Source organism: Burkholderia sp. BCC1996 (assembly GCF_905339955.1).
Lineage (GTDB): Bacteria > Pseudomonadota > Gammaproteobacteria > Burkholderiales > Burkholderiaceae > Burkholderia.
Genome location: NZ_CAJPHM010000019.1, coordinates 23,225 through 42,272, shown reverse-complemented (window position 1 = coordinate 42,272; position 19,048 = coordinate 23,225). Strand labels below are relative to the sequence as shown.

At 68.8% G+C, this 19,048-nt stretch carries 22 protein-coding genes; 15 read left to right on the top strand and 7 right to left on the bottom strand.

Translation table 11 applies throughout. The features are described from left to right. The first annotated feature begins 11 nt into the window (after positions 1 to 11). The 6 genes from U4Z64_RS25550 (at position 12) to U4Z64_RS25525 (ending at position 4,943) form a co-directional block, all read left to right on the top strand. Complete coding sequence (locus U4Z64_RS25550) at positions 12 to 641, top strand: riboflavin synthase (protein WP_044846222.1); 630 nt, start codon at positions 12 to 14, stop codon at positions 639 to 641. Between the two features lie 183 nt (positions 642 to 824). Continuing rightward, positions 825 to 1,343 carry a DUF1993 domain-containing protein gene (locus U4Z64_RS25545; RefSeq protein WP_321821446.1) on the top strand — a complete coding sequence of 173 codons (519 nt, stop codon included), beginning with the start codon at positions 825 to 827 and terminating at the stop codon, positions 1,341 to 1,343. 187 nt (positions 1,344 to 1,530) lie between these two features. Further along, positions 1,531 to 2,673 (top strand): bifunctional 3,4-dihydroxy-2-butanone-4-phosphate synthase/GTP cyclohydrolase II, encoded by a 1,143-nt coding sequence (gene ribBA / locus U4Z64_RS25540; RefSeq protein WP_044846224.1) that lies wholly within the window; start codon positions 1,531 to 1,533, stop codon positions 2,671 to 2,673. A 53-nt stretch (positions 2,674 to 2,726) separates the two neighbouring features. Further along, complete coding sequence (gene ribH / locus U4Z64_RS25535) at positions 2,727 to 3,242, top strand: 6,7-dimethyl-8-ribityllumazine synthase (protein WP_040143614.1); 516 nt, start codon at positions 2,727 to 2,729, stop codon at positions 3,240 to 3,242. Then, on the top strand, positions 3,239 to 3,676 hold the full coding sequence (gene nusB / locus U4Z64_RS25530; protein WP_044846225.1) for a transcription antitermination factor NusB: 438 nt from the start codon (positions 3,239 to 3,241) through the stop codon (positions 3,674 to 3,676). The genes ribH and nusB overlap by 4 nt, the downstream gene beginning before the upstream one ends. A gap of 70 nt (positions 3,677 to 3,746) precedes the next feature. After that, positions 3,747 to 4,943: a pyridoxal phosphate-dependent aminotransferase gene (locus U4Z64_RS25525; RefSeq protein WP_321821445.1), complete on the top strand. Its 1,197-nt coding sequence runs from the start codon at positions 3,747 to 3,749 to the stop codon at positions 4,941 to 4,943. A 120-nt stretch (positions 4,944 to 5,063) separates the two neighbouring features. On the opposite strand, the gene U4Z64_RS25520 is transcribed toward U4Z64_RS25525, so the two are convergent. Next, complete coding sequence (locus tag U4Z64_RS25520) at positions 5,064 to 6,191, bottom strand: lytic transglycosylase domain-containing protein (RefSeq protein ID WP_321821444.1); 1,128 nt, start codon at positions 6,189 to 6,191, stop codon at positions 5,064 to 5,066. Positions 6,192 to 6,788: 597 nt separating this feature from the next. On the opposite strand from U4Z64_RS25520, the gene U4Z64_RS25515 reads away from it, so the two are divergent. Next, positions 6,789 to 8,345 (top strand): UbiD family decarboxylase, encoded by a 1,557-nt coding sequence (locus U4Z64_RS25515; RefSeq protein WP_124487762.1) that lies wholly within the window; start codon positions 6,789 to 6,791, stop codon positions 8,343 to 8,345. A 34-nt stretch (positions 8,346 to 8,379) separates the two neighbouring features. After that, positions 8,380 to 9,054: a LysE family translocator gene (locus tag U4Z64_RS25510; protein ID WP_321821443.1), complete on the top strand. Its 675-nt coding sequence runs from the start codon at positions 8,380 to 8,382 to the stop codon at positions 9,052 to 9,054. A gap of 103 nt (positions 9,055 to 9,157) precedes the next feature. On the opposite strand, the gene U4Z64_RS25505 is transcribed toward U4Z64_RS25510, so the two are convergent. After that, on the bottom strand, positions 9,158 to 9,451 hold the full coding sequence (locus U4Z64_RS25505; RefSeq protein ID WP_044846230.1) for a hypothetical protein: 294 nt from the start codon (positions 9,449 to 9,451) through the stop codon (positions 9,158 to 9,160). A 511-nt stretch (positions 9,452 to 9,962) separates the two neighbouring features. Between U4Z64_RS25505 and U4Z64_RS25500 the strand changes: the two genes are divergently transcribed. Next, positions 9,963 to 10,892: a Rossmann-like and DUF2520 domain-containing protein gene (locus U4Z64_RS25500; RefSeq protein WP_321821442.1), complete on the top strand. Its 930-nt coding sequence runs from the start codon at positions 9,963 to 9,965 to the stop codon at positions 10,890 to 10,892. A 76-nt stretch (positions 10,893 to 10,968) separates the two neighbouring features. Further along, entirely contained in the window at positions 10,969 to 11,532 is a 564-nt protein-coding gene (locus tag U4Z64_RS25495; RefSeq protein WP_044846232.1) for a YggT family protein, read from the top strand. 14 nt (positions 11,533 to 11,546) lie between these two features. Here the strand turns inward: U4Z64_RS25495 and U4Z64_RS25490 are convergent, their stop codons facing one another. Together U4Z64_RS25490 and crcB are read right to left on the bottom strand one after the other, a co-directional pair. Beyond that, positions 11,547 to 11,897 carry a DUF190 domain-containing protein gene (locus U4Z64_RS25490; protein WP_044846233.1) on the bottom strand — a complete coding sequence of 117 codons (351 nt, stop codon included), beginning with the start codon at positions 11,895 to 11,897 and terminating at the stop codon, positions 11,547 to 11,549. Between the two features lie 24 nt (positions 11,898 to 11,921). Continuing rightward, on the bottom strand, positions 11,922 to 12,308 hold the full coding sequence (gene crcB / locus U4Z64_RS25485) for a fluoride efflux transporter CrcB (RefSeq protein ID WP_044846234.1): 387 nt from the start codon (positions 12,306 to 12,308) through the stop codon (positions 11,922 to 11,924). Positions 12,309 to 12,362: 54 nt separating this feature from the next. On the opposite strand from crcB, the gene U4Z64_RS25480 reads away from it, so the two are divergent. Together U4Z64_RS25480 and U4Z64_RS25475 are read left to right on the top strand one after the other, a co-directional pair. Next, positions 12,363 to 12,581 carry a hypothetical protein gene (locus U4Z64_RS25480; RefSeq protein ID WP_321821441.1) on the top strand — a complete coding sequence of 73 codons (219 nt, stop codon included), beginning with the start codon at positions 12,363 to 12,365 and terminating at the stop codon, positions 12,579 to 12,581. Positions 12,582 to 12,718: 137 nt separating this feature from the next. Further along, complete coding sequence (locus tag U4Z64_RS25475; RefSeq protein WP_321821440.1) at positions 12,719 to 13,930, top strand: S53 family peptidase; 1,212 nt, start codon at positions 12,719 to 12,721, stop codon at positions 13,928 to 13,930. A 128-nt stretch (positions 13,931 to 14,058) separates the two neighbouring features. Here the strand turns inward: U4Z64_RS25475 and U4Z64_RS25470 are convergent, their stop codons facing one another. After that, positions 14,059 to 14,943, bottom strand: a complete 885-nt coding sequence (locus tag U4Z64_RS25470) for an SIR2 family NAD-dependent protein deacylase (protein ID WP_321821439.1) — start codon at positions 14,941 to 14,943, stop codon at positions 14,059 to 14,061. A gap of 79 nt (positions 14,944 to 15,022) precedes the next feature. Continuing rightward, positions 15,023 to 15,628, bottom strand: a complete 606-nt coding sequence (locus U4Z64_RS25465; protein WP_044846237.1) for an NUDIX domain-containing protein — start codon at positions 15,626 to 15,628, stop codon at positions 15,023 to 15,025. A gap of 81 nt (positions 15,629 to 15,709) precedes the next feature. On the opposite strand from U4Z64_RS25465, the gene U4Z64_RS25460 reads away from it, so the two are divergent. From U4Z64_RS25460 to U4Z64_RS25450, 3 genes are all read left to right on the top strand, one after another. Then, positions 15,710 to 16,465, top strand: a complete 756-nt coding sequence (locus U4Z64_RS25460) for a DeoR/GlpR family DNA-binding transcription regulator (protein ID WP_044846306.1) — start codon at positions 15,710 to 15,712, stop codon at positions 16,463 to 16,465. Positions 16,466 to 16,594: 129 nt separating this feature from the next. Beyond that, the gene (locus U4Z64_RS25455; protein ID WP_321821438.1) at positions 16,595 to 17,206 is read left to right on the top strand and encodes a chromate transporter; all 612 of its coding nucleotides are present in this window, start codon (positions 16,595 to 16,597) and stop codon (positions 17,204 to 17,206) included. Further along, positions 17,203 to 17,739, top strand: coding sequence for a chromate transporter (locus tag U4Z64_RS25450; RefSeq protein WP_321798186.1), 537 nt, complete (start codon positions 17,203 to 17,205; stop codon positions 17,737 to 17,739). Before U4Z64_RS25455 ends, U4Z64_RS25450 begins: the two co-directional genes overlap by 4 nt. An 83-nt stretch (positions 17,740 to 17,822) precedes the next feature. Here U4Z64_RS25450 and U4Z64_RS25445 read toward each other — a convergent pair whose 3' ends face one another. Further along, the gene (locus U4Z64_RS25445) at positions 17,823 to 18,983 is read right to left on the bottom strand and encodes an enolase C-terminal domain-like protein (RefSeq protein ID WP_321821437.1); all 1,161 of its coding nucleotides are present in this window, start codon (positions 18,981 to 18,983) and stop codon (positions 17,823 to 17,825) included. Between the last annotated feature and the right edge of the window lie 65 nt (positions 18,984 to 19,048).

Here is a 19,048-nt window from a genome sequence, read left to right as displayed (position 1 = left end):
GAGCCGTCACGATGTTTACCGGAATTGTCGCGGCCGTCGGCCGCATCGAATCGATCACCCCGCTCGGCGCGTCGCCCGACGCGGGCGTGCGGCTGACCGTACAGGCCGGCGGGCTCGACCTCGCCGATGTCGCGCTCGGCGACAGCATCGCGATCCAGGGTGCGTGCATGACGGTGATCGCCAAGACCGGCACCGGATTCGACGTCGACGTGTCGCGCGAAAGCCTGAACCGCACGGTCGGGCTCGCGCAACCCGGCGAAGTGAACCTCGAGAAGGCGCTGCGCGCGCACGACCGCCTCGGCGGGCACATCGTGTCGGGCCACGTCGACGGCCTCGGTACCGTTACGCGCTTCGCGCCGGTCGGCGAGTCGCACGAGCTGCGCATCGTCGCGCCGCGCGAGCTCGGCCGCTATCTGGCGTACAAGGGCTCGATCACGGTCAACGGCGTGAGCCTGACCGTCAACACGGTCGACGATCGCGCCGACGGCTGCGAATTCTCGATCAACCTGATCCCGCATACGGTCGATGTCACGACGCTGCGCCACGTGAAGGCCGGCGACAAGGTCAATCTCGAAATCGACATGATCGCGCGGTATGTCGAGCGGATGATGTCGGCATCGCAGGGCGTGCATCAGGACTGATCCGGCGGTTCCGCCCCCTGGGCAGGGATTGGCGGCTGGCGGCTCGGCGCGGCACCTGGCCTGATGGCCAACGACGCGCACGCGCCATCCCGTCGCGCTAAGATGCAACGGCAGCGTTTTCGGCGCCGCGACGCACGGTGCGCCGCGTACCGGCTGCCCCTTTTTCCTCCAGGAGTCGTCCCCATGTCCATCTCGATGTACCAGGCTTCGCTGCCCGTCCTGATCCGCGGCCTGACCAACCTGCAGCACATCCTCGGCAAGGCGCAGGCGCATGCGGCCGAGAAGCAGATCGACCCGTCGGTGTTCATCGGCGCACGCCTCTATCCGGACATGCTGCCGCTCGTCCGCCAGGTGTACATCGCGACCGACACGGCCAAGGGTTGCGCCGCGCGGCTCGCCGGCGCCGACATCCCGAGCTTCCCCGACGTCGAGCAGACGTTCGACGAACTGCATGCGCGCATCCAGAAGACGATCGACTATCTGAAAGGCTTCGACGCCGCGCAGATCGACGGCAGCGAAGAACGCCAGGTTGTGCTCAAGATGCGTGTCGGTCCGATCGAGTTCACCGGGCAGTCGTACCTGCTGAACTTCGTGCTGCCCAACTTCTTCTTCCACGTGACGACGGCGTACGACATCCTGCGTCACAGCGGCGTCGAACTCGGCAAGCTCGACTACCTCGGCGGCCGCAACGACCACGCGTGACGCACGGCGGGGCCCCGGCCAGCCTGCGGCTGCCTGCCATCGGGCGGGCCGCGGCGGCCCGGGCAGGCCCGCCTCGCAGGCCGGTCGCACCGCGTTTCGGCGCGCTCGCCGGCCGCGCGCAGCCGGTGCCAGCCGAAACGCGGTCTGGCTGGCGTAAAATACGCACTTTCCTCTTTCTCGCCCCCTTATGACGCTCGCCTCCACGCTCGACATCATCGCGGAGTTGAAAGCCGGCCGGATGGTGATCCTGGTCGACGAAGAAGACCGCGAAAACGAAGGCGACCTCGTGATCGCCGCCGAATTCGTCACGCCGGAAGCGATCAACTTCATGGCCAAGTACGGCCGCGGCCTGATTTGTCTGACGTTGACGCAGGAACGCTGCAAGCAGCTGCACCTGCCGCTGATGACCTACCGCAACGGCACCCAGTACGGCACCGCGTTCACGGTCAGCATCGAAGCGGCCGAAGGCGTGACGACCGGCATCTCGGCCGCCGACCGCGCGCACACGATCGCCACGGCGGTCGCGCACGACGTCCGTCCCGAACACATCGTGCAGCCGGGCCACGTGTTCCCGATCATGGCGCAGCCGGGCGGCGTGCTCGTTCGCGCCGGCCACACCGAGGCCGGCTGCGACTTCACCGCGCTCGCCGGGCTCACGCCGGCCGCGGTGATCTGCGAGGTCATCAAGGACGACGGCACGATGGCGCGCCTGCCCGACCTGCTCGAGTTCGCGAAGGAACACGGCCTGAAGATCGGCACGATCGCCGACCTGATCCAGTACCGCAGCCGCACCGAATCGATCATCGAGCGGATCGCCGAGCGCACGATGCAGACCGCGCACGGCACGTTCCGCGCGGTGCTGTACCGCGACCAGCCGAGCGGCTCGCCGCACATCGCGCTGGTGCGCGGCACGCCGTCGCCCGACGTCGATACGCCCGTGCGCGTGCACGAGCCGCTGTCGGTCCTCGACCTGCTCGAGACGGGCGTCTCGACGCACTCGTGGACGCTCGACGCGGCGATGCGCGACATCGCGGAACGCGACCTCGGCGTGATCGTGCTGCTCAACTGCGGCGACACGAAGGAACATCTGATCGACGTCTTCAAGGCGTTCGACGAGGAAGAAAAGGCCGCTGCGCTGAAGCGCCGGCCGGTCGATTTCAAGACGTTCGGCATCGGCGCGCAGATCCTGCGCGATGTCGGCGTCGCCAGGATGCAGGTGCTGTCGAATCCGCGCAAGCTGGGCAGCATGTCCGGCTACGGCCTCGAAGTCACGGGCTTCATTCCGATGCCCGGCGGCGAAGCCAAGTCCTGCCCGGCGTCCCACGCGTAACCCGCCACGACGCTTTCGCCCTATAACCGTTCATCCACACCACGGACCAGATCATGGAAATCGGACAATACCAACCGAATCTCGAAGGCGACGGCCTGCGTATCGGCATCGTGCAATCCCGCTTCAACGAACCCGTCTGCAACGGCCTCGCCGATGCGTGCGTCGAAGAACTCGAGCGCCTCGGCGTCTCCGGTGAAGACGTGCTGCTCGTGTCGGTGCCCGGCGCGCTGGAAATCCCGCTCGCGCTGCAGAAGCTCGCGGAAAGCGGCCAGTTCGACGCACTGATCGCGCTCGGCGCGGTGATCCGCGGCGAGACGTACCATTTCGAACTCGTGTCGAACGAAAGCGGCGCGGGCATCACCCGCATCGGCCTCGACTTCAACCTGCCGATCGCGAACGCGGTCCTGACGACCGAAAACGACGAGCAGGCCGTCGCGCGCATGACCGAAAAGGGTCGTGACGCCGCACGCGTCGCGGTCGAGATGGCCAACCTGACGATGGCACTCGACCAGCTCGGCGACGACGAGGACGAAGAAGAAGACGAAGACGACGAAGAGGAGCGCGCATGAAGAAGAGCGCCCGCCGACAATCGCGCGAGCTGGCGACGCAGGGCCTGTATCAGTGGCTGCTGTCGAACGCGGCCCCCGGCGAGATCGACGCGCAGCTGCGCGGCGCGCTCGGTTACGACAAGGCCGACAAGGAGCTGCTCGACGCGATCCTGCACGGCGTGATTCGCGAGCATGCGACGCTCGTCGAAGCCCTCACGCCGTCGCTGGACCGTCCGGTCGACCAGCTGTCGCCGGTCGAACGCGCCGTGCTGCTGATCGCGACGTTCGAGCTCACGCATCATGTCGAAACGCCGTACCGCGTGATCATCAACGAAGCAGTCGAACTCGCGAAGACGTTCGGCGGCTCCGACGGCTACAAGTACGTCAACGGCGTGCTCGACAAGCTCGCCGCGAAGCTGCGCCCCGCCGAAACGCAGGCGCGCCGCAACGGCTGATTCCGCAGGTAGACGGGCGCGCGAGCGCCCGTTTTTCGTTCTCCCTCCCCCTCCCCGCTCCGCCCGACCGATGAATACCACCGCCGATTCGCTCGTCACGCTCGCCGCACGCGTCGACGCGATCCAGCCCTTCTACGTGATGGAACTGATGAAGGAGGCACAGCGGCTCGAGTCCTCCGGGCGCGACGTTATCCACATGGGCATCGGCGAGCCGGACTTCACCGCACCGGAGCCCGTCGTCGAGGCGGCGGCGGCCGCGTTGCGCCGCGGCGTCACGCAGTACACGAGCGCGCTCGGTATCGCGCCGCTGCGCGAAGCGATCGCCGCGCACTACGCGCGTGCGTACGGCCTCACGATCAGCCCCGAGCGGATCGTCGTGACGGCCGGCGCGTCGGCCGCGCTGCTGCTCGCGTGCCTCGCGCTCGTCGGCCGCGACGACGAGGTGCTGATGCCCGACCCGTCGTACCCGTGCAACCGGCACTTCGTCGCGGCGGCCGAAGGCCGCCCGCTGCTCGTGCCGAGCGGCCCGGAAGCGCGCTTCCAGCTCACCGCGGACGACGTCCGCACGCGCTGGGGCAGCCGCACGCGCGGCGTGCTGCTCGCGTCGCCGTCGAACCCGACCGGCACGTCGCTCGAGCCGGACGAACTGAAGCGGATCGTCGAAGCCGTGCGCGCCCGCGGCGGCTTCACGATCGTCGACGAGATCTACCAGGGGCTCAGTTATGACGCGGCGCCCGTGTCGGCGCTGTCATACGGCGATGATGTCGTCACCGTCAACAGCTTCTCGAAGTACTTCAGCATGACCGGCTGGCGGCTCGGCTGGCTGGTCGTACCGCCCGCGCTCGTGAGCACGTTCGAAAAGCTGTCGCAGAACCTGTTCATCTGCCCGTCCACGCTCGCGCAGCACGCGGCGCTCGCGTGCTTCGAACCGGCGGCGCTCGACATCTACGAGGCGCGCCGCCTCGAATTCAAGCGTCGCCGCGACTTCATCGCGCCGGCGCTCGAACGGCTCGGCTTCACGGTGCCCGTGATGCCGGACGGCGCGTTCTACGTCTATGCGCACTGCGGCGGCGTCGCCCATCCGGCGGCCGGCGACAGCGCGGCGCTCACGCAGGCGATGCTGCACGACGCGGGCGTCGTGCTGGTGCCGGGTATGGATTTCGGCGTGCATGCGCCGCGCGACTATATCCGGCTGTCCTATGCGACCGCCTATTCGCGCCTCGAAGAGGCCGTCGAGCGGCTCGCGACGCTGTTCGGCCAGCACTGACGTCCGAGCGGCCCTCCCGGCCGGCGTGCCGGGCGCTACCGTCCGCGCCAAAACAAAAAGGCACCCGAATCGGGTGCCTTTTTGCTTGAGTCCTGCCGGAACCGCGGGGCGTTGCGTGACTTACGCGCCGAGCTCCGAATGATCGCCGTGCGCCTGCTTCGCGGTGTCGACGCTTGCGTCGTCCTGCTGCGGCGCACCCTTCGGCGCGGCGGCGGCCTTCGCGGCGATCGGCTGCGCGGTGTCGAGCGTCGCGTGCACGCGCTTCGTGCTGCCTGCCGATGCCGTCACGGCCGCGGTGACGATCGGCTTCGACGGCTGGGCCGGCGCCTGCGGCGCATTGACCGGCACGCTGCGGCCGTGCGCGACGTCGCGCAGGCGGCCGCGCTCGGCCATGACCTTCGAGCCGTACACGGTGTCGTCCGGGTTGGTCGAGCCGTTGTACAGACGCAGGCCGTTCGCAAGCGAGCCGCCGCGGGCGATGCAGTCCTTCAGCACGAGCGCGCCGACCTGCAGGTTCGCGAGCGGCTGCAGCGCGGTGTCGGTACCGCCGAAATATTCGAACTTGTCGGAATGGACCTTCGACATGACCTGCATCAGGCCTTGCGCGCCGACGCCGCTTTCCGCGTACGGGTTGAAGCCCGATTCGATCGCCATCACGGACAGCAGCAGCAGCGGATCGAGGCCGACGTCGTGGCCGGTCTGGAACGCGGCCTTGACGAGCTGGCCGAGCGGCTCCTGGGCGACCCGGTAACGGCGCGACAGGTAGGTGGCGACGAGCGCCTGCTGGCGGTTCGACGCGAGCGCACGGTCGTCGCGCGCATCGGCCGGGACCCGCTGGGACGGGATCAGTTTCGCGAGCGCGACAGGCGACGGGCCGTTCCGGGCCGGATCGGACGCATCGCTTTGCGCGGCGGTTTCCGGTGCCACGTCGAGACCGACGGCGAGCGCATCCGTCTCGGGGGCCTCTTCCTGCTGCGGCTGCGCGCCGGCGGGCGCGAAGTTCGGCAGCGGATGGCCGGTCAGCAGACGGGCCGGACCGGCCTGCACGGCCGCGGATACGACCGGCATCAGCTTCGCGGCGAGGTTCCCGCGCACGGTCGGCAGCAGCCACAGGGCCAGTGCGATCGCGACGGCGAAACAGCCGACGACGCTGAATAAATGGTGACTGACACGCGTCCCGCGACGCAGCATGTTGCGCACGATCTGTGCATGCTGCTCACTGGGACGCCACGATAACCAAGCGTTCATTCAGATCATCTCCCATGAACATGACTCGTGCGGCTCGCTCGGCTCGATGGCGAGACAGAAAACGCGCCGCGGAATCACGACGCCGCACGCCTTGGTCGGGGCATGCAGGCATCGGGGAAACGGTATAAGTACCGTTCGAGGCCACGGTATAAGACGGCCGGCACCTTCGCACATTGGGCGAGGCGGGCATACGCGGTGGCACCCACGCAAAAAACCAGCGTCTGGTGGCGCTGGCTGGGACTACGACAAAGGCCGTCGAATACGCCGTGCAGGTTTCGGCGGACGGTGACGCGCTGCGTCAAAGATCGGTGATTGGCGGCTCGAAGCCTTTTACCCTGCAGCCAATGTGAGCGGATTCTAGCAGGGTTTTATAGATCGTCAACACTATAAAACCTCCAAATTATAACAAAAAGTAATTTTGAACCGCCCTTCAGATCGCGAGCCCGCTGCCGTAGGGGCTCTGCGCGCGGTCCACTTTTTTCTCCGCCCGGGCGTGCGCGCGGCGGCCCGGGTAAAATCTGCGCTCGATTCGGGGCCGCAGCCGGCCGCTGCGCCCGCCCATCGCTGCCCGCCTTGCGGGCGGCCCGGACCTTGTTCATGAAATACAAAGACTTACGCGATTTCATCCAGCGCCTCGAGGCGCTCGGCGAACTGCGGCGCGTCACGCAACCCGTGTCGCCCGTGCTCGAAATGACCGAGCTGTGCGACCGCGTGCTGCGCGCCGGCGGCCCGGCGCTGCTGTTCGCCGCGCCGCCCGGCAATGCGTTCCCGGTGCTCGGCAACCTGTTCGGCACGCCGCGCCGCGTCGCGCTCGGGATGGGCGTCGATGCGGGCGACGACGCCGCGCTCGGCTCGCTGCGCGACCTCGGGCGGCTGCTGTCCGCGCTGAAGGAGCCCGATCCGCCGAAGAGCCTGAAGGACGCCGGCAAGCTGCTGTCGCTCGCGAAGGCCGTATGGGACATGGCGCCGAAATCGGTGTCGTCGCCGCCGTGCCAGGAGATCGTCTGGGAAGGTGCCGACGTCGACCTGCACAAGCTGCCGATCCAGACCTGCTGGCCCGGCGACGCGGGGCCGCTCGTCACGTGGGGCCTCACGGTCACGCGCGGGCCGAACAAGCCGCGCCAGAACCTCGGCATCTATCGCCAGCAGCTGATCGGCCGCAACAAGCTGATCATGCGCTGGCTCGCGCATCGCGGCGGCGCGCTCGACTTCCGCGAATTCGCGTTGAAGAACCCCGGCAAGCCGTATCCGGTCGCGGTCGTGCTCGGCGCGGATCCGGCCACGACGCTCGGCGCGGTGACGCCGGTGCCCGATTCGCTGTCCGAGTATCAGTTCGCCGGCCTGCTGCGCGGCAGCCGCACCGAGCTCGCGAAATGCCTGACGCCCGGCGTCGACACGCTGCAGGTGCCCGCCCGCGCGGAGATCGTGCTCGAAGGTTTCATTTATCCGCAGGAAGGCGCGCCCGCACCGGCCCCGGCCGGCGCACCGCCGCGGCCGGCCGGCAACGCGTCGGCCGCTTATGAGCATGCGCTCGAAGGCCCGTACGGCGACCACACCGGCTACTACAACGAACAGGAGTGGTTCCCGGTGTTCACCGTCGAGCGCATCACGATGCGCCGCGACGCGATCTATCACTCGACCTATACGGGCAAGCCGCCCGACGAGCCGGCCGTGCTCGGCGTCGCGCTCAACGAGGTGTTCGTGCCGCTGCTGCAGAAGCAGTTCACCGAGATCACCGACTTCTACCTGCCGCCGGAAGGCTGCAGCTACCGGATGGCGATCGTCCAGATGAAGAAGAGCTACGCCGGCCATGCGAAGCGCGTGATGTTCGGCGTGTGGAGCTTCCTGCGGCAGTTCATGTATACGAAGTTCATCGTGGTCGTCGACGAGGACGTGAACATCCGCGACTGGAACGAGGTGATCTGGGCGATCACGACGCGCGTCGACCCCGTGCGCGACACCGTGATGGTCGACAGCACGCCGATCGACTATCTCGATTTCGCGTCGCCCGTCGCGGGCCTCGGCTCGAAGATGGGGCTCGACGCGACCAACAAGTGGCCCGGCGAGACGAACCGCGAATGGGGCCGCCCGATCGAGATGGACGCCGCCGTGAAGGCGCGCGTCGACCGCCTCTGGCAGGAGATCGGACTGTAAGTCCGCGCGTTGAACGCACCCGACAAGAACGACGATGAGCTTTCCTCCCGCCTCGATGCTGTCCGACGGATTCTTCCTGTCGCTGTCGCTGTGTCTCGACATCGGCCTCGTCAACGTCGCGATGCTGTCGCTGACGCTGTCGCACGGCTTCCGGCCCGGCTTCTGGCTCGGCGTCGGCTCGTGCGTCGGCGACCTCGTCTACGCGGCGCTCGCGCTCGCCGGCATGGCCGTGCTGCTGCAGTTCGAGGCCGTGCGCTGGATCGTCTGGATCGGCGGCGGTGCGGTGCTGCTGTTCCTCACGTGGAAGATGACGCGTGAAGCGCTCGCGCCGGCCGGCGGCACCGACGACGGCGATGCGGACGACACGCCGCAGCCGCGTGCCAGTGCGCGGCGCAGCTTCATGCGCGGGATGCTGCTCGCGATGTCGTCGCCGAGCGCGATCCTGTGGTTCGCGGCGGTCGGCGGCGCGCTGATCGCGAAAGCCGGCGCGACCACGCCGGCCACGGCGTCGGTGTTCCTGTCCGGCTTCTTCCTCGGCGGCCTCGCGTGGACGCTCTTCATGTGCACGCTCGCGAGCCAGGGCCGCAAGCGCGCGGGCGCGGGGCTGATGCGCGCGTGCCACGTCGCGTCGGCGCTGCTGTTCGCGTATTTCTCGTACAGCGTGATCGTCGGCGGCTATCGCGACCTGATCGCGCACGCCGTGTCGTAACCGGCACGCACCGGATCGCGCGCCCAATGAAAAACGGCGCAACGCCCCACGCGGGACGTTGCGCCGTTTTGCCGCGCGCGGTCAGGCCGCCGCGCGGAATGCGTCAACGACGCCAGTAGCCGTGGTGGCCCCAGCCGCCGTAACCGTGACGCCAGTACGGACGGCCGTAGTAGCCGCCGACGACCACGGGGGGCGGTGCATAGTAGGCCGGCGCCGGCGCGTAATACACGGGCGGGGGCGGCGGTGCGTAGTACACGGGCGGCGGCGCCGCATACACGGGATACGCAGGTGCGATCGGAACCCCGATGCCGACCCCGATCGACACGTGGGCCTGCGCGGCGCTCGCGGCACCCAGGCCCAGCGCGGCGGCGGCGATGAACGGAATGAGCTTTTTCACTTCGATTCTCCTGCTGGAGCGGTAATTTGTGCGCCCCTGTCGGCAACGGCGGGCATGCACGTCGCATGGATGCAATGTAGCGAAAACCCGCCGCGCGCGTATCGCGCATTTGTTGCAAATTGCAATTCCACCCGGCTGCAAACACCGTGCGGCGTGGCCTTGCGGATCCTCGACATCGCTTGCCGGTCGCGTGATTCCGTCCGACCAGTGAAAGCGCGACACATTGTCCGGTCAGTCTTACCGGATCCGGCAAGCACGTCGGGCACGCTTCCGTAATGAACGATTACAAATTTGAGACAAGACGCCGACAATTCAACGGGGATCTTGCCCCCGCGTGATTCGGGGCCGAATCACGTGATCGTCGCGGGCGGCGAAACGGCCGCGCGAATTTACCGCTACCCCGTGTCGCACGCCGACGTCCAGGTCGTTCTCGCCCGGCGCCGCCCTTGCGCGGCCGCCCCGTCATTCCTGCGATACTGGCGGCTGCTCCGTTTTCGCTTCGTCACCCACCATGTCCCTTCCCGACACGCCCCGCCTCGGCTTCATCGGCGCCGGCCGCCTGGCGCGCTGCCTCGCGCTGCGTTTCGCGGCGGCCGGCTTTCCGGTCATCGCGATCGCGAGCCGCACGGCGGAATCGGCCACGGCACTCGCCGCGCGCATCGACGGCTGCCGCGCGCTCGACACGCCGCAGCAGGTCGTCGACGCCGCCGACCTGATCTTCCTCACCGTGCCCGACGACCATCTCGCGTCGACCGCCGCGGCGTTGCAGTTCGACGCGGCGCGCGCGGCGAGCCAGGCGCTCGTCCACTGCAGCGGCGCGTCGGCGGTCGAGCTGCTCGATCCGGCCAAGCGGCAAGGCGCGGCCACGGGCGGCTTTCATCCGCTCTACCTGTTCGGCGGCACCGACGCCGATCTCGCCCGCATCGACGGCTGCTCGGTCACGCTCGAAGCCGACGGCGCGCTGCACGCGACGCTGCTGCGGCTTGCTGACGCACTCGGTTGCCATCCGCTGTCGATTCCGGCCGGCGGCCGGATGCTCTATCACGCGGCCGCCCATTACGCGGCGAGCTTCGCGCTGTGCGGGCTGTCGGAGGCGGTCGAGCTGTGGCGCGGCCTCGGCTTCGACGAGGAAGCGGCGCTGCGCGCGCTGCTGCCGATGCTCGCCGGCACGATCGAGACCGCGCGCGACAAGGGCCTCGCGAACGCACTCGCGGGCCCGGTATCGCGCGGCGACACCGGCATCGTCGAGCGTCAGCTCGCGCTGCTCGAGGCGCGCGGCGGCGATCACGCGACGCTGTACGCGCTGATGACCCGCCGCGCGGTCGCGCTCGCGGCGAAGCGCGCCGCGCCGCCGGCCGCGCTGCCGGCGCTCGCGCAGGCCGTCGAAACGTCGCTCGCGCGCACGACCGGGCACCCCTCCCCGCCGCGGGACGAGGCGTGATAAGGTGTCGGCCGATGCGCCGCCATCCGGCGTTGGCGGCCGCACGCTACTCGACTGTATAAAAAGGATGCCAACGATGTTCGGCGAGATCGCCCGTTTTCTGCTCAATACCGTCTTCACGCTGTTCGGCGCCGCGCTGATCCTGCGCGTCTGGATGCAGGCCGTCCGCGTGCCGCCGTACAACCCCGTCACGCAGGCCGTGCTGCAGGCGACCAACTGGCTCGTGCTGCCGCTGCGCCGCGTGATCGCGGGCGTGCGCGGCATCGACTGGGCAAGCGTCGTCGCAGCGCTGCTCACCGCGCTCGTCTATGTGGTGCTGATGGTCGTGATGGCCGGCTTCGACCCGGCCTCGGTGATCGCGACGCTCGTCGTGGTCGCGCTGCTCACCGTCGTGAAGTGGGCGCTCAATCTCGTGATCTGGATGACGATCCTGATGGCGCTGCTGTCGTGGCTCAATCCGCGCTCGCCGGCGATGCCGATCCTCTACCAGCTCACCGCACCGTTCCTGAACCCGCTGCGCCGCGTGATCCCGAACCTCGGCGGCATCGACCTGTCGCCGATCCTGCTGTTCGTGATCGTGCAGGTGCTGCTGATGATCGTCACGCGCGCCGCCGTGTCGCTGACGATCTTCGGCATCTGATCCGGCGTGTCGCGCTACGCTGCCGGCCCCTGCGCCGGCGGCGCCTCGAGCGTGTCGATCACGCCGAAATTCGCCGGAATCATCGCGTAGCACACGCGCACTTTCTCGCGCGACACGCGCTCGAGCAGCCGCTGCGCCTCGTCTTCGGTGACGATGAACTCGACCTCGACCGCGAGCGAACCCTGCAGTTCGAAAAAGCGGTCCTCGTGCAGCACCCGATGCCGGCCGAAGCCGGCCATCGCGCGAAACGCCGAACCGCCCGCGACCCCCATCCGGTTTCCCTCCTCCAGCAACCACTCCCACAGCGGCTTCCAGTGCAGCCGGTGCTGCTCGTGCACGTAGAAGCGCAAGAAGACCCTGTCCATCGCGTCCTCCCGGTGCCGGCGCGCTCAGGCCGCCGCGAACCACGCGCGCGCGGTCCACATGCCGAGCGCCGTCAGCGTGAACGATCCAGTCAAGTGTAGGGCAGCCACCGCGAACGCCCATCCGAATTCGCCCTGCACCGCGTGCGTCATCACTTCGACCGAATAGGTCGAGAACGTCGTGAGGCCGCCGAGGAAGCCGGTGATCACGAACAGCCGCCACTCGGGCGGCAGCCCGACGCGGGTGGTAAAAACGACGGCGGCAACGCCGATCACGTAGCCGCCGATCAGGTTCGCGGCGAGCGTGCCGAGCGGCACGGCGGGAAAGAACGCGTTGAGCGCAAGGCTCAGGAACCAGCGCAGCAATGCGCCGAGTCCGGCGCCGACGAAGATCGCGACCATCGAATAGAACAAGGGAACTCCTCGCTGACAAGCCCGCATCGCCGGATGCGGCCTACGCCGAACTGTATGCGCAATCGCGCCGCGGCGGCAATGCCGGAGGACCGGCGGACGGGGCCCGGATCGCGTCGCACCGGCATCACGCATTTCGTTATTCCGGCATCCGTGCCGCAATCGATTTTTTCCAATCGATTACGCCGGACATTACAAATCAAACCGGCGTCGATTATTTATCAGATTTTTAATACCGGAAAGATCAGCTTCATCGGGCGGCACGCCGGCGCTTGAACGCCGCATTCCATTGGTATTTCACGTATTTACCCTCATCAGATATTCCCGTATTCGTTCGATATCCGATGCAATTTACGCAGCCGATTTCGTAGAATTGTTTCGCCCCCTACTCCATCGACATGGAGATTCGAAGAATGAACAATATCCGCCTGTCTTCCATGTTGATACCGGCGCTGTGCGCGTCGCTGCTCGCGTCGAGCGTCGCGCTCGCCGCGGACAACGGGCCGCTGCCCTACGTCGAGGGCGCCCGTGCACCCAAGGGATTCGCCCGTCCGCCGTTCCATACGAAACCGCGCGCAAGCACGGCCACGGTGGCCGGCCTCACGCCGGCGCTCACCCGGCACGCGTACGGATTCGACACGATCGCCAACCAGGGCGACGGGATGGTCGTTGCGATCGTCGACGCGTACGACGACCCGCGGATCGAGTCCGATCTCGGCGTGTTCAGCAACGCGTTCTCGTTGCCGGCCTGCACCACGGCGAACGGTTGCTTCACCAAGGTATATGCACGCGGCGCGCGGCCCAGGGCCGATTCGGGCTGGGCGCTCGAGATATCGCTCGACGTCGAATGGGTGCATGCGATCGCGCCGAAGGCGAGAATCGTGCTCGTCGAGGCCGCGTCGGCCAGCTTCAACGACCTGATGGCCGCGGTCGACGTCGCGGTCAAGCGCGGCGCGTCGGTCGTGTCGATGAGCTTCGGCGGCAACGAGTTCAACAGCGAAACCGGCTTCGACAGCCACTTCAACGTATCGGGTGTCACGTTCGTCGCGTCGTCCGGCGACAGCGGCACCGGCACCGAGTACCCGGCGGCGTCGCCGTACGTGGTGGCGGTGGGCGGCACGACGTTGTCCACCGACGCGTCCGGCGCCTACGTCGGCGAGGCCGCGTGGAGCGGCAGCGGCGGCGGCGTGAGTTCCGTCGAGGGCGAACCGGCCGGCCAGACCGCCTGGCCGGTGCCGGTCGCCGGCAAGCGCGGCGTGCCCGACGTCAGCTACGACGCGAACCCGTCCAGCGGTTTCGCGGTGTACGACTCGGTCACCTACCAGGGGCAGGCGGGCTGGTTCCAGGTCGGCGGCACCAGCGCGGGCGCGCCGCAATGGTCGGCACTCGTCGCAATCGCGAATTCGCTGCGCGCCGCGGCCGGCAAAAGCCCGTTGAGCGGTACCTACAACACGCTCTATACGGTCGGGAAAAACGCCTACGGCAGCGACTATCGCGACGTCACGACCGGGTCCAACGGCAGCTGCGGCAGCGTCTGCAACGCCGCGGGCGGCTACGACTACGTGACCGGCCTCGGTTCGCCGCAAGCACCGGCACTCGTGCAGGCGCTCGTCGGCCAGCCGTAACGGGTGAACGCAGGCCGTGCCGGGGTGCGGCGTTCAATCGCCGAGCCATGCGACAAGCCCCGGCGCTCGTGCAGGCGCTCGTCGGCCAACCGCAACGGGCGAACGCAGGCCGTGCCGGGGTGCGGCGTTCAAACGCCGTGCCACGCGCGGTCGAGCGCGGCGAGCGTCGCGAGCGCGCCGCCCTTCAGCCCGATCACGTCCGCGCGGCGCGCATGGGCTTCGCGGGCGTTGATGCGGATCACGTCGGCGCCGAGCCGTTCGCTCAGCAGCCGCACGGTCGGAATCGCGGTGCCCGCGCCGATCTCGACGACGCTCACCCATCCTGCCTGCGCGATCCAGTCGTGCAGCGCCCGCTCCTGCGCGTCGTAGCGTTCACCGAGCCAGCCGCGGTCGCCGAACATCAGGATGTTCGGCCGCGCGAGGCCGCCGCACCGCGGGCAGCGCGGCAACTCGCCAACCAGCCGGCACGCTGCCGCGTCGACGTCGGGCGTAAACGGCGCGGCGTCCCACGTGTCGTCCGAGCAGGGTCGCAGGCATTGCATCGAATGAATCGAACCGTGAATCTCGACGACACGCGCCGGATCGAAGCCGGCCTTCTGGAACTGGCCGTCGACATTGCTCGTCAGCACGAAGCCGCCATTCGGCATCGCGTCCATCCAGCGCCGCAGGATCGCGAAGCCCGCGTGCGGCACCGTCCGACGGTAGAGTTCGAGACGGTGCCCGTAGAAGCCCCATGCGAGCTGCGGATGCGCGCGGAACGCCTGCGGCGACGCGATCTCGTGGAATTCGATACGCGCTTGGCGCAGCGCCGGATACGCGCGCCAGAAGCCGTCCGTGCCGCGGAAATCGGGCAGCCCCGAATCGACGCCGATGCCGGCGCCGGCCGTCACGAGCAGCGCATCGGCCCGCGCGAGCGCCTCGACGGCGGACGCGACCAGATGCGCCGGCAGTGGCGCGGCAGCGGCGTTGGAATCGGCGGAACCGGTGGAGTCGGGCGAATCGGAAATCGGCATGATGGCGCAGCGGTAGCGTCGAACGGTGTACGAATGGCGTCGCGCGATCATACGCCCGTTCGAGTGCCGCGCCGCGGCATCATCCCGTCGTTGCGCGCCCGCCCGCCGGTTCACGCAGCGCGACGTACTGCAGCAGCATGATCGTCTTCGCGTCGACGATCTCGCCGCGCTCGACGGCATCCAGCGCCGCGTGCAGCGGCATCTCGACGACCTCGAGATCCTCGCCCTCCTCCGCGATCCCGCCGCCATCGCCCGTGCGCAGCGACGCATCGTATTCGCCGACGAAGAAATGCAGCTTCTCGGTCACCGAGCCCGGGCTCATGAACGCCTCGAACACCTTGCGCACGCCGCGCACGCGATAGCCGGTTTCCTCTTCGGCCTCGGCACGGATGCGTGCGTCGGGCGTCGCGTCGTCGAGCAGGCCCGCGGCGGCTTCGAGCAGCATCCCGTCGTGTCCGTTGACGAACGCCGGCATCCGGAACTGCCGCGTGAGCAGCACGTCGCCCGTCGCCGCGTTGCGCAGCAGGATGGTCGCGCCGTTGCCGCGATCGTAGGTTTCGCGGCTCAGGCGCTGCCACGTGCCGTCGCGGCGCAGGAAATCGAACGTGACCTTCTTCAGCACATACCAGTCATCGGACAGCACCGTCGTATCGACGATGCGGACGCGGTCCCGCGTTGCAGCCATGGCGGCCTCCCATTCGACAAGTGACGACGCTCATGGTAACGTGCATATTCGTGCATTTTCAAGAAATTTCGTGCAATCACGATGCTGACGACCCAACGCAAGAAAGCGATCCTCGACGCGCTCGCCCGCGACGGCCAGGTGCTGGCTGTCGAACTGAGCGCGCAATTCGGCGTGTCCGAGGACACGGTGCGCCGCGACCTGCGCGAGCTGGCGGCCGAAGGCCTGCTGCAACGCGTGCACGGCGGCGCGCTGCCGGCGTCGCCGGCCGTCGCGCCGTTCGCGCAGCGCGAGACGCTCGACACGGCGGAAAAGCGGCGTATCGCACGCCGGGCCGCGCAGATGATCGCGCCCGGACAGGTCGTGATCGTCGACGGCGGCACGACCTCGGCCTTGCTCGTCAGCCAGTTGCCGCCCGACCTGCGCGCGACGATCGTCACGCACAGCCCGAGCGTCGCCGTCGCGCTGGCCGCGCATCCGTCGATCGACGTGATCCTGATCGGCGGACGGTTGTACAAGCATTCGATCGTCGCGGTGGGCGCCGCGGCGATGGAAGGCATCGCGCGCATCCACGCCGACCTGTATTTCATGGGCGTCACGGGCGTTCATCCGGTCGCGGGGCTCAGCACCGGCGACTTCGAGGAAGCGGCAATCAAGCGCGCGCTGGCCGCGCGAGCCGGCGAGACGATCGTGCTGGCGTCGCAATCCAAGCTGCGTGCGGCGTCGCAGTTCGTGATCGGCGAGCTCGCGCTCGCACAGGCCATCGTGGTCGAACGGGAAACCGATGCGGCGCTGACCGAGCCGATCGAGGCCGCGGGCGTGACGGTCGTGCGGGCCTAGCCGCGCGCCGGTTTCGGCGGGCGCGCCGACGTCGTTGCGCAAGCATCCTCGCCGGCCCGATGTCAGCGTGCTGACAGGCACCGCTTGCTACCATGGGCGACTGCCCACCCGCCGCGCCTTGTCCGTCCGATGTCTTCGCCCGCCACCCCGATCGCACCCGCGCCGCCCGACGGCGCTGCCCCGCCCCCCGGCGTCCTCGCCCTGTTCATCGCGTTCGCGCAAATCGGCCTCACCAGCTTCGGCGGCGGGCTGAGCGGGCGCATGATGCGCGACTTCGTGCACGAGCGGCGCTGGCTCGACGAAGAGGCGTTCCTCAACGGCCTCGCGCTGTCGCAGGCGCTGCCGGGCGTCAACGTGAAGAATCTCGCGATCTGGATCGGCTACCGGCTGGCCGGATGGCGCGGCGCGGTGGCCGGCTTCACCGGCATCATCGCGCCGCCGGCCGTGCTGATCGTGCTGTTCGGCGTCGCGTTCTCGACGCTCACGCGTTTTCCGCTCACGCATGTCGCACTCGCTGGCGCGGCCGCCGCGGCGATCGGGCTGTCGATCTCGATGGCGATCACCGCGGTGCGCCGGCTGCCGCGCCGCGCGCTGCCGTTCGCGGTGACGACGCTCACGTTCGTGTCGGTGGCGGTGCTGCACTGGCCGCTCGTCTGGACCGTGCTGATCGGCGGCACGCTGAGCGTCGCGCTCGAATACCGCCGTGCGGGCGCCGCCGCGGCCGGGAGCGCCGAACGATGACGACCCCGTCGCGCTATGCAGCCCTGTTCGGCGTGTTCGCGCCGCTGTCGATCGCGACGATCGGCGGCGGACAGGCGATCATCGCCGACATCCAGCGGCAGGTCGTCGACGTGCATCACTGGATGACGGCCACGCAGTTCGTGAACGACTTCGCGATCGCGCGGATGGCGCCCGGCCCCGGCTCGCTGCTCGCGACGCTCATCGGCTGGCAGGTGGCGGGCTTCTGGGGCGCGGTGATCGCGACGCTCGCGCTGTTCGGGCCGACCGCGTTCCTGATCTACGGCGTCGCGCATCTGTGGCGGCGGCACCAGGGCGCACGCTGGCAGATCGCACTCGAAGCCGGCCTGCGCCCGGTCGCGGCCGGCATGATCCTCGCGTCGGTCTGGGTGCTGCTGCGCGCGCTCGACGGCGGCTGGGCCGCGCGGGCGATCGCGGTCGGGTCGACCGTGTGCGTGATGGGCACGCGCATTCATGCGTTGCTGCTGATCGTCGTCGGCGCATTGCTGCTGGTCGGCGTGCACGCGATCGGCTGACGGCGGCATCGACGCCAAGCCGGCCCGCCAAAGCATGCACGGCCCGCTTCGCAATCGACGCGCGCTGACACCGGCGGCGCCGGTCAGCGGCCCGCGACCGAGCGAAACGCGCGACAGGCATCGGCATGCAGCTCGAAACCGATGCCCGGCGCCTGCGGCACGGGCGTGTAGCCGGCGTCGACCGTTGCGCCGTCCGCCAGCCCGCTGAACGGATGGAACGCGAACGGGCTGACTTCCGCGCCGCCAAGCCCGAGCGCCGACACGACGTGCAGCGAGAACAGATGACCGCCATGCGGCCAGAACGCATCGCGCCGCCAGCCGTTCGACACGAAATGGTCGACGATCTGCAGGTAGCCCGGCAGGCCATAGCAATGCACCGGATCGAACACGAGGACGTCGCGGTCCGGGCGCAGGCCGCCGTAGCGCTCGAGCAGCTTCGCTTCCGCGAGCGAGAACAACGCCTCGCCGGCCGCGACCGGCGGCGCGTATTGCGCAGTCAGGTCCGCATGAAGCGGCAGGTCGAGCGGGTCGCACAGATCCTCGAACCACCAGAGTTCGAACGGGGCCAGCCGCGCGGCGGCAGCGGGGCCGCTCGTCGCGTCGTACGCGTTCATCGCGTCGACCGCGAGATGCGAGCTGTCGGCAAGGCAGGCCGCGGCGGCTTCGATGCGGCGTATGTCCTGGTCGATATCCGGGCCGCCGATCTTGATCTTCGCGTGCGTGTAGCCGAGATCGGCGATGCGGCGCATCTCGTCCGACAGGTGCACAAGATCATCGTGCGGATAACGGTAGCCGCCGCCCGCGTAGACGCGCACGCGGGGCGCCGCGTCGCGCGCGAGCCGGTCGGCGACGAAGCGATGGAGCGGCAGGCCCGCGATCTTCGCGGCGGCATCCCAGATCGCCATGTCGAGCACGCCGACCGCGACACAGCGTTCGCCGTGCCCGCCGGGCTTCTCGCCCGCCATCATCGCGCGCCAGGCGCGAAACGGTTCGAGGTTCGTGCCGGCGTCGTCGGCGATGGCGTGCGCGGCGGCCAGCAGACGCGGCGCGAACCGTTCGCGAATCAGCCCGCCCTGCGCATGGCGGCCGACCGACGCGTAGCCATAGCCCGTGACCGGCCGGCCATCGCGCACCACATCGGTGACGATCGCGACGACGCTCGTCGTCAGGCCGCCCGACGGAATCGCCGGATCGGCATAGCGGGAAACCGGGATCGCCTGCTCGCGGATGTCGGTGATGCGCATGGTCGGGGTTCCGGGAAAACGTTCGGCGTTCGCGGGCCATGCACGCGCGGCAGCCGGCGTGACGG

Coding starts and splice junctions, on each gene's coding strand:
- U4Z64_RS25510 (WP_321821443.1), top strand. CDS start 8,380: ATGAGCTTTCCTCCCGCCTCGATGCTGTCCGACGGATTCTTCCTGTCG.
- U4Z64_RS25475 (WP_321821440.1), top strand. CDS start 12,719: ATGAACAATATCCGCCTGTCTTCCATGTTGATACCGGCGCTGTGCGCG.
- U4Z64_RS25480 (WP_321821441.1), top strand. CDS start 12,363: ATGCGCAATCGCGCCGCGGCGGCAATGCCGGAGGACCGGCGGACGGGG.
- U4Z64_RS25445 (WP_321821437.1), bottom strand. CDS start 18,983: ATGCGCATCACCGACATCCGCGAGCAGGCGATCCCGGTTTCCCGCTAT.
- U4Z64_RS25515 (WP_124487762.1), top strand. CDS start 6,789: ATGAAATACAAAGACTTACGCGATTTCATCCAGCGCCTCGAGGCGCTC.
- U4Z64_RS25455 (WP_321821438.1), top strand. CDS start 16,595: ATGTCTTCGCCCGCCACCCCGATCGCACCCGCGCCGCCCGACGGCGCT.
- U4Z64_RS25460 (WP_044846306.1), top strand. CDS start 15,710: ATGCTGACGACCCAACGCAAGAAAGCGATCCTCGACGCGCTCGCCCGC.
- U4Z64_RS25525 (WP_321821445.1), top strand. CDS start 3,747: ATGAATACCACCGCCGATTCGCTCGTCACGCTCGCCGCACGCGTCGAC.
- U4Z64_RS25550 (WP_044846222.1), top strand. CDS start 12: ATGTTTACCGGAATTGTCGCGGCCGTCGGCCGCATCGAATCGATCACC.
- nusB (WP_044846225.1), top strand. CDS start 3,239: ATGAAGAAGAGCGCCCGCCGACAATCGCGCGAGCTGGCGACGCAGGGC.
- U4Z64_RS25470 (WP_321821439.1), bottom strand. CDS start 14,943: ATGCCGATTTCCGATTCGCCCGACTCCACCGGTTCCGCCGATTCCAAC.
- ribBA (WP_044846224.1), top strand. CDS start 1,531: ATGACGCTCGCCTCCACGCTCGACATCATCGCGGAGTTGAAAGCCGGC.
- U4Z64_RS25500 (WP_321821442.1), top strand. CDS start 9,963: ATGTCCCTTCCCGACACGCCCCGCCTCGGCTTCATCGGCGCCGGCCGC.
- U4Z64_RS25495 (WP_044846232.1), top strand. CDS start 10,969: ATGTTCGGCGAGATCGCCCGTTTTCTGCTCAATACCGTCTTCACGCTG.
- ribH (WP_040143614.1), top strand. CDS start 2,727: ATGGAAATCGGACAATACCAACCGAATCTCGAAGGCGACGGCCTGCGT.
- U4Z64_RS25520 (WP_321821444.1), bottom strand. CDS start 6,191: ATGAACGCTTGGTTATCGTGGCGTCCCAGTGAGCAGCATGCACAGATC.
- U4Z64_RS25490 (WP_044846233.1), bottom strand. CDS start 11,897: ATGGACAGGGTCTTCTTGCGCTTCTACGTGCACGAGCAGCACCGGCTG.
- U4Z64_RS25465 (WP_044846237.1), bottom strand. CDS start 15,628: ATGGCTGCAACGCGGGACCGCGTCCGCATCGTCGATACGACGGTGCTG.
- U4Z64_RS25450 (WP_321798186.1), top strand. CDS start 17,203: ATGACGACCCCGTCGCGCTATGCAGCCCTGTTCGGCGTGTTCGCGCCG.
- U4Z64_RS25545 (WP_321821446.1), top strand. CDS start 825: ATGTCCATCTCGATGTACCAGGCTTCGCTGCCCGTCCTGATCCGCGGC.